The sequence below is a fragment of the Enterococcus sp. AZ126 genome, assembly GCF_051714545.1.
GTDB lineage: Bacteria > Bacillota > Bacilli > Lactobacillales > Enterococcaceae > Enterococcus_L.
Map to the genome: position 1 here is coordinate 32,965 of NZ_JBIOSB010000002.1, position 16,448 is coordinate 49,412.

The window sequence follows — 16,448 nt, forward strand, 5'->3', positions numbered from 1 at the left end:
TATCTATCACTATAAATTCATATAATAGTATTGAAAGGGTGAGATTTTTATGCAAAACTTAGCGACTGTATTATTTATTATTAGTTTATTCTTTCTAGGTATTGCAGGTGTAAATTATGAATGGAGAGCTGTAATGAACAAGCGAGCATGGAATGGAATATCTAAACCATTCTCTACAATTGGAACAATCCTATTAATTATATCGATAGGATTATTTTACTTTTTTTAATGGGTAATCATTAATAATTATTTTATGTTGATAAAATTCTAAGGGGGAAAATATGTTAAAAGTTATTAGAAGATCCGTTTTATTAATTATTTTGTTTTTAATAAGTCAGATACCTACGACTGTTTTTATATTCGCAAAGGAATTATATTCATTATCTGGACAACAAAGTGTTTCTAACAGTGCAATATTATGTATTGTCCTCTTAACACTGATTACTATATTAGCAGTCATTTTTTTAGCTGAAAAACTTCATTTTTTTGATAGATTACGATTGGATTTTCTATCTAAAAAAAATACTACAATTATACTAGTTAGTTTGTTCGCACTCTTTTTACTATCCTTTCTATGTACAGTTGCTTTAAATAGTATGGGAATATCAGATACAGCTAATGAAGAAGCATTTAACAGCTTATTTAAAAATGAGAATCCGTTACTTAATATTCTTTTAGTTGGAATTGCTGCACCATTAATGGAGGAAGTAGTCTTCCGTGCAGGTATCATTCGATATTTGCTACCTAATACAAAATATCTAAGTATCGTTTTTAGTTCAGCATTATTTGGATTAGCCCATGGCCCAACCAATATACCAAGTTTACTACTCTATGTTTCTATTGGTTTAATATTAGCATTAACATATGTTAAGACTAAAAGAATAGAAGTAAGTATGAGTATACATTTACTCAATAATCTAATTTCTGTTCTTTTATTCATTTTTGGTATAGCCATATAAATGCTTTTAGGAAACAGTCAATGTATTAACGATCGATATTATACCCAAAAAGTTATGTAGTTTAAAAGATTTAAGCCGTGACTCATTCTGATATACTTTATAATACTGTACACTTTTCAAATTTGTACATTCAATTCCTCTTTTTCCTCTGGAGTTCTTTTCTATATAAATCCTTTCATATTATTGAGCCCCCAGCGCTTCAATCATTTGATTTATTAATAAGATTTTGCATGATATCCGTTCATTTATGAATGAATGTGACAAAACTTGTTTTATTATTTTTACGATTAATACAAATAAATTTTTAGTACACAATTTAGTAGGGCAACATTTATCAGGACCTATTCCTCTGAATGGTAAAAAGGTTGGAGATGGAAGTGGACGTTACTAATTTAGGCATGTTACACATGACAAATATTGAGTAGGTAGAATTGAAGATAATGACGAAACTATTCTTAAATTTTTTTCTCAATCTCTATGTTTCACTATTAATAGTTAATAGTCCAAATTCTGTATTTAATGAAAATACATATAAAAAATATCAAAATTTAGTCAATGAATTGGGAAACGTGTCACATAATACAAAAAATAAGTTCTTTTTTAACTAAGAATGTCAAGAATTAACTTTTGATAAATCATAACTGACGGTAAAAACTGACATAAACTGAATACGTCAGTTTTTTTAATATACTAATTTAAAAAAATATTACGAGTAGATAATGTTTGCTTGTAAAAAAGTAGTACCTTAACTTCTTTTGATACTCGATAGAGATACATTAAATTTTATCTAAAAATACTAATTAAATCATAATATTATATAAAAATAATAGAGGCAATAACGAAATTATTTTAAAATTATATGTAATAAGAACTAAAAATAGTAAGTAATATAAGTTCTTATATTGAATAAAAAAGATTTTTTTGAGGTCATAAAGTTGAATTTGTAGATTGATATATACAGGATGAATAAAATAATTTTATCGATCTAATACATAATATTTCTTAGAATGATTAATACCAAGTAAATAAATGAAAAAACTTTATTTATAAAGTAATTATAATCATTATACTTACTAAATACAAGCTTAATTTTTATCATTAATTTTAAATATTTTTTAAGAAATTGATAAAAACAGCCTTTTATCTAGTAATTATCTATGTACCGTCAAATAAGCCGTCAAAAAGAAAGGAAGAATTATATGTCTAGAAGAGGCGAGAATATTTATAAAAGAAAAGATAATCGATGGGAGGGACGTTATAAAAAAGGACGTAAAAGTAATGGTCAATTAAAGTATGGGTATATCTATGGTAAAACATATGGCGAAGTAAAAGAACGCCTATACGCGTTAAAATTAAAATACCAAACTCTTATTCAACTTCAAGGAGAGAGCGCCCTTACGTATGAAGAATGGGGGGAAATATGGTTGAAACAACAACAATTTACCACGAAACCATCCACTTATAGTGCGTATCTGTATAAATTAACTCGCTATGTCTTTCCTATCATAGGAACAACGGCTCTTAACCAAATAACAAAGCAAACGATTCAAACCATTATTGATACCTGGCAAGAGCAAACATTACAACCGAGTACGATTCAAGTATTGTATCAGATCATGAAAAAATCATTGAAGGATGCCCATGAGCAACAACAGATTCTTACACTGCCTTGTCAACAAATCCGATTACCAAAGAAGAAGAAACCTACAGTAAAAGCACTATCTACTCTGGAACAACAACAGTTAGAAAAGCAAGCGAAAGCATTACCTTTACACAAGGGACTTCCCGTTTTGCTTGCATTGAACGCAGGCCTAAGAATAGGAGAAATCTCTGCTCTACGTTGGGAAGATATTGATCTAAATAATCGAATGATTTATGTAAAAAAAACCTACCAACGATTACCAATTACTGGCTCCATAACAAAAACACAACTTGTCTTAGACAGTTCAAAGACAGATCAATCAATACGCGTAGTTCCAATGACGTTTAGCCTTTATAAGTATCTTAAAAAATGGAAAAAGAAAGCACCAGGAATCTTTGTTTGTTCAAATAAGACAGCACCTAGTGAACCCCGTTTATTGACCTACTATTTTCATAGAATTCGAAAAATGTGTGGTATTCCCTCTACTCACTTTCATCATTTGCGCCATACATTCGCGACGCGTTGTATTGAAGCAAATGGGGATATTGCATCTGTTAGTAAACTATTAGGCCATGCATCAACACAAACAACATTAGATGTTTATACAGATTCATTAGTAGAAAGTCGTCAACGAGTGATACAACAAATGGAAGAAAAGAAGGAGGGACAGGAATAAAAAAACGATTGTTTTTATAATAATAGAGATTCTTTCTTCCTTTATTGCAACTAAATGAAAGCGCTATCTCGCCCGTTTTATAAACAATTTAGAATAGTAAATGTATCCCTCTTTCTTTTCAAAGAAAGTTTCCCTCCTTTTTTTGCGCCGTCATTCATCGTCAATGAACTAGTAAGAAGGTTGGTCTATCAAGGATTCTAAAATAGAACTTGGTATTAATCATTCCAAGATAGTTTAATAACATTTTTTAAAGAATATATCCCAAATGTTATCGTTATATAGGGAGAGGAGGAATTAAATTACAATGTTAACTATAGGCATATTAGGAATTAATCCATCAATGTATCAACTACTAGAACAGCAATTTGAATCTCAAACATATCGGGTAGTTAAAGTAGAACAAAAAGAGCAATTGAACCAGATAGATGGATTAATTCTTTCTATGGATGAAAAAGAGCAAATGAATCTTGTGATTGATTGGTTGTTAATTTGCCAAAAATCACCTAGCGTATTTGTTTGGATTTTTTCAACTATTCCACTTGATTATGAAGAAAATATCTTATTCGCTCTTGGAGTCAATGCTGTTGTGATGACCAAAGAAAAAATGCATTATTTGACACACTTAGTTAATAATACATTTAGTCGGTTAGAAAATTCAAATATAAAAATAGAAAAACAATCTACGAATCAAATAATCAATGAGAAAAATCAAACTGTTTTAGTTAATGGTGTTGAACAAGCATTAACAAGAAAAGAATATCAGATATTTTCACTGTTATATGAACATAGAGGTACAACATTACCATATGAAGAACTGATTGAAAAAATATGGACAAATCAGCCAAAAGAAAATAATTTTTTGATAGCGAATACCGTCTTTCATTTACGAAATAAGGTGAATGGAAGTAATGATTTCGAGATAAAAACAATACGTTCTAAAGGGTATATGTTAAAACTCAAAACGAGTCAAACAGATCAATGACGACGTGTACATCTATTTTTTTAAGTAGTATTTTCAAAACATTAACTAGTTTTTATGTCAAACATACAACTAAAATATCTATCTGTCTGAATCAAACATATTTACTGAATTTAAAAATTATTTTTATATGACGTTTACATAAATTAGAAAGGAGGTGAATGTTATTAATGAATTTTTATAAGAGACAATCCATGATAAGTTTTTTATTATTTGTCAGCATGCTAGTAAGTTTCACTATTTTCTATTCTGATAAAGCAGAAGCAATAGTAGGATCTAATCATGCTCCTGGTCAACCAGTGGATGTGACCTCACAACAATGGAAAAATCAAGAACTCACAAAAGTAAGTCCAGCGATGACTGGTGCTGAGAATTTTACATTTGTTGATCCTAATAATCCCAAAGAAATTGACTATTTAACACAAGTGCAATTCAAACTTAATGAAGAGACTTCATATGATAGTAATATGACAGTTTCACGTGGCAGCCTCACAACACCTGCTTCTTATTACTATGAAAAAAGTAGTGCATTATCAAATGCCTACTTTAGGATAAATAACGCAGGAACTTACTTTGGGAAAAAAATAGACATACTGTATAGTATACCTAATAAAAACTGGGATGCTACTCCTGCTGGAACTCAAGCACAAATAATCTTTTGGGCACCTAGGTATGATCAAAAAGATAACGAATTTACAAATTCTTTTTATGGTAACACAATGAGCACAACCTTTATGGGCTTTTGGCTGTTTGTTGCTGGATACAATACTGGCGTAGCTATAGATGTCACTTTATTTGATCATGAAACAGGAGAAGAAATAGCTGCTAATGGGATATACTCTATGGGAAGAATGCACTTTGCAAGACAGTACACAGCAAGTACAAGTGACTTCTCTAATTTTTACGTTAGAAATGATACAAATGTGTGGGAAAGAACTATTTCAACAAACCCACTTACGTATGAATTCACATCACCAGCAGCTTCAAGTTCAGCAGATTCAACGAGTCCAAAGAATTCTCTGGGAATGGAATTTAAGGATACGAGTAAGTTTCGATTTAAAGTAGCTAATTCTTGGATTTTACAAACTAATGTTAGTAGTACTAGTCCAGTAATAAACCATTATCCATTTAAACAAAGTGACCTTGTTCGTTATAATCAGATCGCACCTGAAGTTATAGGGGAAAAGAATGATGCAACTCATGAAGATACAAAGTATAAAAATCTCCTATTTAGTGTGAAACAACAAATCCCACCGAACTATCAGGGAGCAAGAGATGAAAAAGATATGATTAGACTGAAAGTGCCAAAGGGATTTGATATTAAATCTGTTGAACCTAAAAAAGAGGACGGCACGTCAGCAGCAAACGTATTTAGTTCACCAAATAAAGTAGACAATCAAACATGGGAATTTTCAGCAGTAGATAGTACATCAGAAGATTTCGTAGACCAAACCTACTTATTTGAGGTTACAGCCACTCCTAATGCTCAATTTAAGTTAGCTGATTATGGCTACAATAAAGAAGATGGGTATATGCATATTGAAATGGGGATGAATGATTTATTACCTGCCACAGAGGGTGTTGAGACGCCAACTGCAGAATGGCTATCTACTTACAAAGGAACAACGAAAACATTGTCCAGCAGTAAAGTAGAGCCCACTAGTCAATCTCAAATCAAATATGAAGGTATACCATACGGACAACCTAAAACAGGACTAACAATCCCTGTGGGAAAACAAATTACAGAAGTATATGCGCAACCAGAAGATTTATTAGAAAGCTACGGTACAGATACGAGTAGTCCATTAGACGAACCAGTGAGTATTGCCTATAAAGGCGGGAAAGCACCAGATACAAGTACATTAGAACCTGGAAGTACTGTGACTGTACCGTTGACGTTGACTTCAAAACAAGGAATTGAAACAGAAGTGACTGTTACCATTCTTATACAAGGCGAAAACGGAGAATTAACCGTTAATTTTGTCACGCCATCAAATGAGCCATTGGCTACTGCAATAAAAATCAATACTACTGTTGGAGGAGATACAATTGATTTGACAGATACAACATATGGTATTGATCAAATAATCTCTTCAATTATAGACAAAGGGTATACATTAATAAGTCGTCCATTGAACGAAACAGAAGTCAAGATTACCGATAAAAAGCAACAGGTATCTTATGAGTTTGAAGGATCACTGATATTACAATCTGTACCGATGTCATTTGATTTTGGAAAGATAGAGTATACGGCAAAGCATGTTCAAGTAGACGATCCAAAATATACTCAACCACTTGTTGTCACGGATACAAGAACAGACCAAAGTGATGGCTGGTATTTGACAGCTACATTAACTTCCCCAATGAAAAATGGTAAAAATCAAGAATTAGTAAATGTACTGCGGTATGTAACAAAGGGAGAAGAGAAGATATTAAATTCGGATGCCCAAGTAGTATATGTAAATACTGTTGAAAATTCTGGTAGCTACGCTGTCAGTGATGATTGGGGAACAACTGCTAATACTGATGGTGTGAAACTTAAAATTGATTCAGATGACACTATCTATACAGGTACGTATACAGGGACTATCACGTGGAAGGTCATGGCAGGACAACCATAAAAGGAGAGAGAAATATGAACCATTCACGCATTATCTTGTTCGGCTGTTCTCTGCTTCTATGGCTGGGCGCAATCATTTCAGGACCCATTGTCCAAGCAAGTGAAGGGACCGGTGGTCAAGTCAGTACGACAGGCAAGATTTCATTTTATGAAGAAGTGACTGAACCTAGCAGCTCTGTTTCCACGGAACCAAGCACAGCGAAGCCGACTAAACCCATTGGGAAATTTCCTAGTACTGGGGAACAAATTCGAACGTACAGTTTGATTTTGGGCAGCGTGCTCCTCTTATTCCTCCTCTTACTCTTTTTACGGAAGCGTAGAAAGGAGGAACAGGAATGAGAGTGACACAACAAACTTTTTTATTCAGCAGCATAATAATTACCGTGCTTTTCAGCACTACTCTCGGTTTGACTGCTCATGCAGCACCTGAGTCGTTGAACCAATCTGGCGCTGTTTCAGTTGAAGGAAGCGTCGTGACAAATCCAATCGACCCTGAAAATCCTGGAATACCCGTTGATCCAGGACCTGGTCCGTCTACGGAAGGGCCACTGCGTATCGACTATGCATCAGCTCTGGATTTTGGCGAAAGCGAAATCAGTAAAGGTACGCGCAAGTACAATGCATTAGCGCAGCAGTTTTTTGGAGAAACAGGTCCTAGAGGGAGTTATATCCAAATTACGGATCAACAGGCAGATTCCTCAGGTTGGATGCTGCAAGTCAAACAAGAGACTCAGTTTACCAACCCAATCATTCAAGAAAACGGGGAACAAGAATTAAAGGGAGCTGTCCTGTCATTAGACAAAGGCTGGGCGAATTCCAGCGGCACCAGCGAAGCACCGACGGTGACCCGTGAAACAATTGCGTTGAATTCTATTGGTTCAGCATATGAAGTAGCTACAGCACGAGCAGGCAGTGGAAAAGGAGTCTGGACAATTGCATTTGGGGCATCACAAACCAATACGAATGATCAGCCTCACACCTTAACTCCTGTAGTAGATGCATCAGGCAAACCAGTGATAGACCACACATATAACAAACCAGTCTATAGTAATTCAGCAATCACTTTAACTGTACCAGAAACGACTGTTATTCATCCAGTCGAATACCAAACGGAGATAACTTGGATACTAGCCAAGTTGCCTTAATAAATCACACACATTTTTAGGAGGAAAAACAATATGAAAGCAAGAAGTCTTTGTGCAACAACATTAGTAGCAATTTTAGGAGTAACAGTAGTAGGAACTGCATCTCCAGTGTCTGCTGCACCAACAGAATTGGATTCGACAGGAAATGTAACTGTAGAAGAAGGAACTGCCGGTGGTGGTGAGCAAGGAACAATCGATCCAGAACATCCAGATCAAACATTACCAACACCTGATCCAGACTCTCCAGGAGAAAATACAAATCCAGATACTGGTTCTTTAGTAATTGAAAAAACAACAAATTTAGATTTTGGAACAATTAAAACATCAGCAAATGCTGTGACAAGTTTTGCGAAACCAATGAGTTTTGAAACTGGTGCGAAAGTACGTGGTGCTTATGTACAATGGGCAGACGTTCGTGCAGGAGGTACTTACGGATATACAGTAACGGCTCAATTATCAAGTCAGTTTAAAGATAGTACTGGAACAAATGTATTAACAGGATCAACTATCGATTTCAGCAATGGAATGATTGCAGCACAAAGTGATAATACAAATCCAATCCCATCAAGCGCACAAACAGCTTTCCAATTAACAGAAGCTGCAAATGATGCAAAAACAATTGTAACGGCAAGTAAAGATCAAAAAGAAGGAAAAGGTCGTTTCATAATGGAATTTGGTCAAAGTGAAGACTCACCTACAGGTACGAAAGGTACGGATGCGAATTCAGTGAAATTGACTGTACCAGCAGCAACAGCATCAAATATGGCAGTAACAGATTACACAGCAACAGTGACATGGAAAATTACTGCTGCACCTAGTGCAGAAGTATAAGATAAATTTTTAGTTTTGCAGAGCAACAGGTTTACTTGTTGCTCTGCGTACATAGAAAAAATCTAGAATAAACGAGGTTGGTTATGAAAACACATATAGTTTCTACAAAACAATGGATGAGTATCTTATTGAGTTTCATGGTTGTCGGCGTCTTCTTTTTAAAACCAGTTCCTAATTATGCTGCGGATAAGAACCCGGCAGGTGCAACAGGTTTTACGTACAATATTACGTTTCCGGACAATCAAGTAGACAAAGAATTAGGCTATTATCAATTAAAAATGACGCCAGGACAGCACCAAAAATTAGCGATTGCGTTAAGCAATCCCAGTAATGAAAAAGTGACTATTGATGTGAAAATCAATGGAGCAAAGACCAATCAAAATGGTGTCATTGAATATGGAGAGTCTACGATCAAAAATGACCCATCGTTAAAATTTGACTTTACAGATTTGGTAAAAGCACCAGAATCTGTCGAACTAGCGCCAGGAGAAACCAAAAACTTAGAGTTGACGGTGGCTATGCCAGAAACCGGCTATGATGGCGTCATAGCCGGAGGTATTCAGTTGATGCGTGCTGGACAAACAGACGCCACAACAGACGGTGGAGGCTCAAAAATCATCAATCAATATGCCTATGTTATTGGGATGGTTTTACAAGAAACAGAGACAGAGATAGTTCCAGATTTGTCTCTAAATAATGTCAAAGCTGGCCAAAGCAATTATCGTAATGCCATTTTCATCAATTTTTCTAATGTGACAGCTGCGTATTTAAATGATATGACTGTTGAAGTACAAATTACAGAAAAAGGAAAGGGGACGGTTTTATACGAACGCAAACAAACAGCGATGCGTATGGCGCCAAATTCATTTATTGATTTTCCTGTCAGTATGAATGGAGAGCGTATGGTTCCGGGAGATTATGAAGCTGACATCCTAGTTACTTCAGGAGAAAAAAAATGGGCATGGAAAGAAGACTTTAAAATCAAAGACGAAGATGCCAACAAATTTAATGAACGGGATGTAGGTTTGGTTCAAGAAAAAGGATTAGATTGGAAATTGATTTTACTAATAGTAGCAGCCTTCTTGTTCTTTATCATTCTAGTTTTTCTTTTTCTACGTTTTCTTCGAAAAAAGAAACAAACCAAAGAGGATATAGCGAAAAAAGCACGCCAACAAAAGAAAAAAAAAGTAACTGAACCAACAAGTAATAAACGAAAGAAGCCAAAGAATTAATGGAGTATAGGAGCTGAAGAGAGTGTCTATCGTAGATTGGATTTTCGTTACAGGTATTGCACTAACGATCGTTGCACTCCTAGGATCCGCCTATTTTTTGGTACAGGTCTTACGAACATGGCAACAGATTCGCCGGCTACCAGTTAAACGAATAAAAAATAAGAAAAAACGACGTGTTATCGCGCGCAAACGTCAACAACTGACAGATAAGAGGAAACGAAGCCTTCGGAATTGTCTTATTCTATTGGTAGTGACTGTTTTATTTGGTGGAGCATCTGGTTATCTTTCCTACTATCAATCAATGAATCTGACAACAGATGACTCAGATTCTGTGGTTAAAGGGTACTATCTATTGCGGGATTTTGAACAACAGATTACCATTGCCAAAGAAAAGGGCGATGACGAAGAAAAAATGCAAAAAAATATTCGATATCTTGCCACAGCAATGGCAAGTTACGGCTCGAAAACAGCAAGTACGTCCAATTCGCAAGAAGGACAATTGACATTGAATCGATATTATAATGCAGTCAAGCAAGTAGGGATGAATGCCAGTACTCAAACTAAAAATTTTTACGGAAATGATGCTGTCGTAGATGATTTTTTAGAGGATATCAAAAAGGCACAGACGTATGAAAAAGCAGCATTCGCTTACTATAATGTAGATGAGTCTGCCTTCTCACAAGAGAAATAAGTGGAGTGAGAAACGATGAAACAACGACCGACTTCCGACGCACGAAAGCAGACACTGCACAAAAAAAGGACGCAACGACCAACACCTAAAAAAAAGAGAACGATCAAAGTTAGAAGCCACGCCCATACATCACCTAAGGGGAAAAGACGCAGTCACCTAAAAAGGAAGCGAAAATCTAAAAAAAAGTGTCGAAGACACAAGTGGCAGATAAAAGAATTTTTTGTAGCCTTGATTTTGGGCAGTATGATAGCCATGGGGTTGAGTGTTTTCTTTGTCAGTCTCATAACGGTCCACGGCTATAGCATGGTTCCGGCGTTGCGTGAAAGAGATAAGGTACTGATCAAAAAAAACAGCACGTTCCGCAGATTTGATTTAGCTGCATATACTGTTGGTGATGGAGACCCGCAGATTCGACGAATCATCGGATTACCAGGAGAGACGATCCGATATACGCAAGATACGTTGTTTGTGAATGAGCAGCCAGTGGACGAAAAATTTTTGGTAGATGAAATCAATGAAAGTCAAAAAAACGGGCGTGACTATACGGAAGACTTTGAGCAACAGCCAGTCGTTATTCCAGAGGGCTATTATTTTGTATTAGGAGATAACCGCCCATATGCGACAGATAGCCGACATTACGGATTGATTGCGAAAAATCGCTTCATTGGTAAGGTGACCACACAACTGTTTCCGTTCAATGAAATCAAAGCATTCTAAAATTGAAAAGGTATGATTGGAAATCTTATTCAAGGTTGTGTTGCAAAGTAAAAAAAATAGACAGACGCATCCAATTTTTGATTTATGGTCTACGCTGCCTTAAATAGATTTTCAATTTCATCCCACGGGGAAAAGGCAAAGAAGGTAATTTCGGCTCTTTGTTAAATAATGTTGGTGAAGAAAATCCAAAGAATTAAATCAATTATTGTAAGGCCTAGAGGAAAATGCCTCTAGGTTTTTCTATTCGGCTGAAAAAGAATGTTACCGAAGCATAAAGCAATTCTCAATTTAAAGTTATAAAAGTTACGAAACCCATAAGCATTTCTCTTCAACACTTTAATATGGTTATTTAAATATTCCAATGGTCCATTAGAATAAGGCAATTCTAGGGCAATTCTAGGGCATTTTTAATGTCATTTTGATATTTCTTAAACGTATCTATCTTCGTTTGATAGTAGGGAGGAAGACAGCTGAAATCTTCGCCTAATAGTTGCGAAATCTCTTGTCTGTACGGCATAAAGAAAGTCCTAACAACAGGTGTGGCCACTTTTCAACTCGTCATCATACGTAAGTAATCGATCAACGACTTCTGTTTCAGTTAAATAGGCACGGAATGAAGAACGCCAAAGACGTTTTTCAAAATCAAACTTCGATTGATTTTTTTGAAGAAGTTTCCAGTATTTCTTCAAGTGTCGATACTTTTTCGCGTCTGTATTTACTTGATGAAGAAACGTGTTCATTCTCTGAATACGGTGTTTTAAAAAGGTTCGACTAATGTGTTGAACAATATGAAAGCGATTAAGAATAATCTGAGCTGTTGGAAATAGCTTTTTGACTAAAGAGAAATAAGGCACATACATATCGCAAACAATATATTTTACTGTTTTACGAACGGACAAAGAAAATCGTGAAAAATATCGCTCTAGAAAAGGGAGCTGACGGTTTTCAACGACATCAATTAACTGCTTTGTTTGACCTTCCATTATGATGAAACTCATAGAAGTCGCGACTTGCTTAACTGATTTGAATTCTTCGAAGCAAAGGACTTCAGGTCAGGTGAGGAGATTAATTTTTTTTAGGTTCATAAAATCGTTTCAAGACATGGTAAACAGAGGAAACGGACACTGTCTTTTGACGCGCGATCTCACCCATAGAAGTCACTTTTCTGAGCCGATCGGCAATTTTAGTTGAAATCGAACAATGTTTTTCCACAAGACTTGTTTCAGCAATGAACGATTACAGGATTGACAGAAGAAAGGTTGTTTCTTCAAGCGTAAATACGTTTGATACTCCGAAACATCATTCAGTAAAATCAGACAAGTGGTATAGCTCCAACGAATAATAGCCTCTTTATCTTCAGATTCGCAATGAGGACAAGTGTGAGCTGAATAATCGAGCGTACCTGAGAAGACCTGACAGATTCTACCTTTGATTCGTTCTTTTTTAAGGCATTTTCATTAAAAGTAATGTTTAAGTCTAGAGTATCTAAGGTTTCTTTGATAAGATTTGTATAGGAAATCTTGATTTCCCTTTTTGATTGGATTTAGTCGACTTAATTCTAAAGGATATCGAGGTGTCTTTTCTACTATTTTGCATTAAAAAAGATGCCGATGATTTTTCACCAACATCAGAAAGTATAGAGCCTTAATTCTTTGGATTTTCTTCACCAACATCAGTTGACAAAGAGCCAATAAACCTTAGTGATCATGAACTACTAAAAAGTGATATGCATTTGTTTTTGATGGAAGATATTTCCAACTAAAATATTCTTTTCATGTTCATTAATTCGGTAAAATATTGCGTAATTTTTTCCTATTAGCATTCTATAAGTGGGGATTTTAAAATTATAAATTGATGCTACATTTTCATGCATGTTTGGAAAGACTTTGGTTAGTTCGATGGATTTGTATATGGATTGAATAAAGGTTGATATTTTTTCATCTGTAAAAAAATACTCTTCAGACCACTCTCGTATGTTTTCTCTTAGACTAAGACGGAAACTTTCTGAGTATTCTATTGAGAAATTACTCATAAATTATTTTCCCCATCCATAACGTCCAAATTCTTCTAGCATCTCAGCTTCAGTCACAAGATTATTATTTTCAAATTCTTTAAAACTATCTTCAATTAATTTTCGATCATATTTTTTTTGTGCGTCAGATAAATCTAGCTGAATAATGGAACCATTTTTTTGATAAATCAGGGCTTCTCCTTCTGCGATACCACTATCTTTAGGAAGAATTATACCTAAAGAATTTCCAATTTTTCGTACTTTTATTTTTTGCATGAGAATCACTTCCTTCCTAAAGTTTATTATAACATAGTTATAACTTTTTTTGAACTTATATATTTGCTTTCAAAGTACTTTGACCAAAGTTTCCTGATAAATATCGACTTTGTTAGAGACTGAAGTGTAAGGAGACTTTCTCCAAATGCTTGTAACTCTCCCTACCCCTATCTCAATTATCCCATAGTCTTCAGAAATTAACGGACCAATTTCTTTTATTACTATAGAGGGAATGGCAATCCATAAATAATTCATATGCTGTTGGTACTGTCTGCTGTTGAAAGCCTGCTGTAATTCTTCTTCAGAAAGTACCACTTCAATGGAATGTAGATTTAATTGATGAGGTTTACTAGTATGGTTTTCAAGTAATAAAAAGTCGATAGTATGTGATCGATCAGTGATTGAAGAGTAAAATGAAAATTTAGGCAACAACTTATAAACTTTTTTTTGTGAGTGGGTCATTAGAGTATCTATATTAAGATCAGAGAAAGCATCTAGCCAAGAACTATAGGTCAAAGAAATAGCGACGTCCGAAACGGATAAGGCTATTTCTTTTTCTTTTTTAGATTGACTAATCTCAGTGTGCCGGTTCTTTTTAACGATACTCCCCGCAGCCCCTTGTCTAATTGTTTTAACGGAACTCCAAGCATTTAATAAATCTGAACGCTTTAGATCTCGTTGAAGGACTTTTTCCATTAAATCGTCTTTTATTTCTTTATTCCCCTGGCTAATCTTCTCCACCAGTTCAAAGTTATCCGGACTAACTTCAACGTCTTCGATTCTTGGTACAGTGATCCCTTTCTTTTTGGCTCTCTTTTGATAATCGGAATAAATTTCTCCGGCTTTTTTTCGTTTCCAGATTAATGATTCGGTTACTCCAGATTCATAGGCTAAGTGTCTGATCCAACGAGTAAACGATTTATGCTCGGGTTTCCATAAAGTGCCAATTTCGACTTCTCTGATTAATTCAAATAATCGTACCCAGGATCGTTTATCTTTAATTAGAATTTTTTCGATTTCTTCTTCAATCGTTTTGATGTTCGCCATAAAAAAACTCCTCTCTTAATAGTTACTATAACGTATTATAGTAACTGTTACAAACGAAAATAATTCAGTCAAAATAGTTGGTTTTTGTGAATATGACACAACTATGTTGTGTCATATTCGTTAAGAAAGGGGAAACTTAGGTGGCTCTAAGGGTTGTTTAGCGTTTTGAAGTCTACCTAAAATTATAGGTTGTTTGAATACGACTAAAAATGTAGTATAATAGGATTAAGTCATATTAGAAAAATGAGGAACTTTTACATGAAAATTGTCCAACCAATCAGAGAAAAAAAGCAAATCGATGCAATGAAGGCCATTTTGTCTTCCGGAAAAATGGGGCCTAGAAATATGTTACTATTTTCGATTGGAATAAATACCGCTTATCGCATTTCAGATTTACGTCGACTAAAATTATCAGACGTGCTAATTATTTCTCGTGGTCGGGTGATCGCGAAAGAACGATTGGAAATGAAAGAACAAAAGACCGGTAAACACAATTCTATTATTATTTCGAATAAATTGAGAAAACAGATTTTAGAGTATGCGAATGACTCTTTTCCAAATCAGGTAGCAAATCATGAATTTGATCATTTTTTATTTCCAAGCCGAAAAGGAAAGGATCAGCCATTAAGCCGGCAAGCTCTTTGGGATGTTTTGAGTAAAGCAGCCAAAAGTATGGGGATGAAAAATATTGGCAGCCACTCGATGAGGAAAACGTTTGGCTATTTTCTTTATAAGAATGGAACCCATATTGAGATCATTCAAGAATTATTAAATCATTCATCGCAGCGTGAGACATTACGCTATATTGGGATCACACAAGAAGATAAAGATACTGCCGTAATGAGTTTAGATTTATAGGTTGAGATTATTTACTATATAATAGAAGAAATACGTCATTTTTTTGGAAATTTGCCGTTTTTTTATAGATAGAATACGGTAGAGATTTTGATCATTGGTTTGAAAATTAAGAATGGGCTAGGAGAGGAAATATGTTAGAAAATAAATTAGGCATTACAAACCAAGTCGAATTAGCAAGAGTAGAAGAAAAGATCAGTAAATCGAATGCAAAGAAATTATACGATAGTGGTGATATTAACAAACTAGAAGTAGGAACGTTCAAAGGGCTAGCAGCTATTCATCAATACCTTTTTTCAGATATTTATGATTTCGCTGGTGAAATTAGGACGGTAAATATTGCTAAAGGGAATTTTCGATTTGCGCCAGTGATGTATTTGAACGTTTCTTTAGATCATATTGATCAAATGCCACAAGCTACTATTGATGAAATTGTAGCAAAATATGTTGAGATGAACATTGCTCACCCGTTTCGTGAGGGAAATGGTCGTAGTACTAGAATATGGCTAGACTTAATTCTTAAACAAGAAATCAACAAAGTAATCGATTGGAACCTGATTAACAAAGAAGACTATCTTTCTGCAATGGAACGTAGTCCAATTAATGATTTGGAAATCTCTCATTTAATCAAGCATGCTCTAACTTCTTTAGTAAACGATCGTGAAACATATATGAAAGGTATAGATGTTAGCTATTACTACGAAGGATACACAGAATATAATACTAAAGACTTGTAGTCTGTAAAAAGACTAAAATATCGCCAAAAA

Annotated in this window: 16 protein-coding genes and 1 pseudogene; 13 read left to right on the forward strand and 4 right to left on the reverse strand. The window is 34.8% G+C overall.

Annotation, left to right across the window (positions count from 1 at the left end; genetic code table 11):
- The first annotated feature begins 49 nt into the window (after window positions 1-49).
- The 11 genes from IGI43_RS16225 to lepB all read left to right on the forward strand — a co-directional run bounded on the left by IGI43_RS16225 (window position 50) and on the right by lepB (window position 11,492).
- Entirely contained in the window at window positions 50-229 is a 180-nt protein-coding gene (locus tag IGI43_RS16225) for a hypothetical protein (RefSeq protein WP_438758907.1), read from the forward strand.
- A 52-nt stretch (window positions 230-281) separates the two neighbouring features.
- Window positions 282-959: a CPBP family intramembrane glutamic endopeptidase gene (locus IGI43_RS16230; protein WP_438758908.1), complete on the forward strand. Its 678-nt coding sequence runs from the start codon at window positions 282-284 to the stop codon at window positions 957-959.
- Window positions 960-2,158: 1,199 nt separating this feature from the next.
- Complete coding sequence (locus tag IGI43_RS16235; RefSeq protein ID WP_438758909.1) at window positions 2,159-3,277, forward strand: tyrosine-type recombinase/integrase; 1,119 nt, start codon at window positions 2,159-2,161, stop codon at window positions 3,275-3,277.
- A 304-nt stretch (window positions 3,278-3,581) separates the two neighbouring features.
- On the forward strand, window positions 3,582-4,259 hold the full coding sequence (locus IGI43_RS16240; protein ID WP_438758911.1) for a winged helix-turn-helix domain-containing protein: 678 nt from the start codon (window positions 3,582-3,584) through the stop codon (window positions 4,257-4,259).
- A 167-nt stretch (window positions 4,260-4,426) separates the two neighbouring features.
- Entirely contained in the window at window positions 4,427-6,877 is a 2,451-nt protein-coding gene (locus IGI43_RS16245) for a WxL domain-containing protein (protein ID WP_438758912.1), read from the forward strand.
- A gap of 14 nt (window positions 6,878-6,891) precedes the next feature.
- Complete coding sequence (locus tag IGI43_RS16250; RefSeq protein WP_438756809.1) at window positions 6,892-7,215, forward strand: LPXTG cell wall anchor domain-containing protein; 324 nt, start codon at window positions 6,892-6,894, stop codon at window positions 7,213-7,215.
- Complete coding sequence (locus IGI43_RS16255; RefSeq protein ID WP_206836523.1) at window positions 7,212-8,021, forward strand: WxL domain-containing protein; 810 nt, start codon at window positions 7,212-7,214, stop codon at window positions 8,019-8,021. Before IGI43_RS16250 ends, IGI43_RS16255 begins: the two co-directional genes overlap by 4 nt.
- 33 nt (window positions 8,022-8,054) lie before the next feature.
- Entirely contained in the window at window positions 8,055-8,852 is a 798-nt protein-coding gene (locus IGI43_RS16260) for a WxL domain-containing protein (RefSeq protein WP_438758914.1), read from the forward strand.
- Between the two features lie 83 nt (window positions 8,853-8,935).
- Complete coding sequence (locus IGI43_RS16265) at window positions 8,936-10,084, forward strand: DUF916 and DUF3324 domain-containing protein (protein WP_438758915.1); 1,149 nt, start codon at window positions 8,936-8,938, stop codon at window positions 10,082-10,084.
- 22 nt (window positions 10,085-10,106) lie between these two features.
- Window positions 10,107-10,775 carry a hypothetical protein gene (locus IGI43_RS16270; protein ID WP_438758916.1) on the forward strand — a complete coding sequence of 223 codons (669 nt, stop codon included), beginning with the start codon at window positions 10,107-10,109 and terminating at the stop codon, window positions 10,773-10,775.
- A 15-nt stretch (window positions 10,776-10,790) separates the two neighbouring features.
- Window positions 10,791-11,492, forward strand: coding sequence for a signal peptidase I (gene lepB / locus IGI43_RS16275; protein WP_438758917.1), 702 nt, complete (start codon window positions 10,791-10,793; stop codon window positions 11,490-11,492).
- Window positions 11,493-11,722: 230 nt separating this feature from the next.
- On the opposite strand, the pseudogene IGI43_RS16280 reads toward lepB, so the two are convergent.
- The 4 genes and pseudogenes from IGI43_RS16280 to IGI43_RS16295 all read right to left on the reverse strand — a co-directional run bounded on the left by IGI43_RS16280 (window position 11,723) and on the right by IGI43_RS16295 (window position 14,826).
- Window positions 11,723-13,011: pseudogene (locus tag IGI43_RS16280) on the reverse strand (ISL3 family transposase).
- A 195-nt stretch (window positions 13,012-13,206) separates the two neighbouring features.
- On the reverse strand, window positions 13,207-13,524 hold the full coding sequence (locus IGI43_RS16285) for a type II toxin-antitoxin system RelE/ParE family toxin (RefSeq protein WP_438758918.1): 318 nt from the start codon (window positions 13,522-13,524) through the stop codon (window positions 13,207-13,209).
- A 3-nt stretch (window positions 13,525-13,527) separates the two neighbouring features.
- Window positions 13,528-13,779, reverse strand: a complete 252-nt coding sequence (locus tag IGI43_RS16290; RefSeq protein WP_438758919.1) for an AbrB/MazE/SpoVT family DNA-binding domain-containing protein — start codon at window positions 13,777-13,779, stop codon at window positions 13,528-13,530.
- A gap of 69 nt (window positions 13,780-13,848) precedes the next feature.
- Entirely contained in the window at window positions 13,849-14,826 is a 978-nt protein-coding gene (locus tag IGI43_RS16295) for a hypothetical protein (protein WP_438758920.1), read from the reverse strand.
- Between the two features lie 258 nt (window positions 14,827-15,084).
- On the opposite strand from IGI43_RS16295, the gene IGI43_RS16300 reads away from it, so the two are divergent.
- Both IGI43_RS16300 and fic read left to right on the forward strand, forming a co-directional pair.
- A complete protein-coding gene (locus IGI43_RS16300) occupies window positions 15,085-15,684 on the forward strand; it encodes a site-specific integrase (RefSeq protein WP_438758921.1) in 600 nt (199 codons plus the stop codon).
- 131 nt (window positions 15,685-15,815) lie between these two features.
- Entirely contained in the window at window positions 15,816-16,418 is a 603-nt protein-coding gene (gene fic, locus IGI43_RS16305; protein WP_438758922.1) for a protein adenylyltransferase Fic, read from the forward strand.
- Window positions 16,419-16,448: the final 30 nt, after the last annotated feature.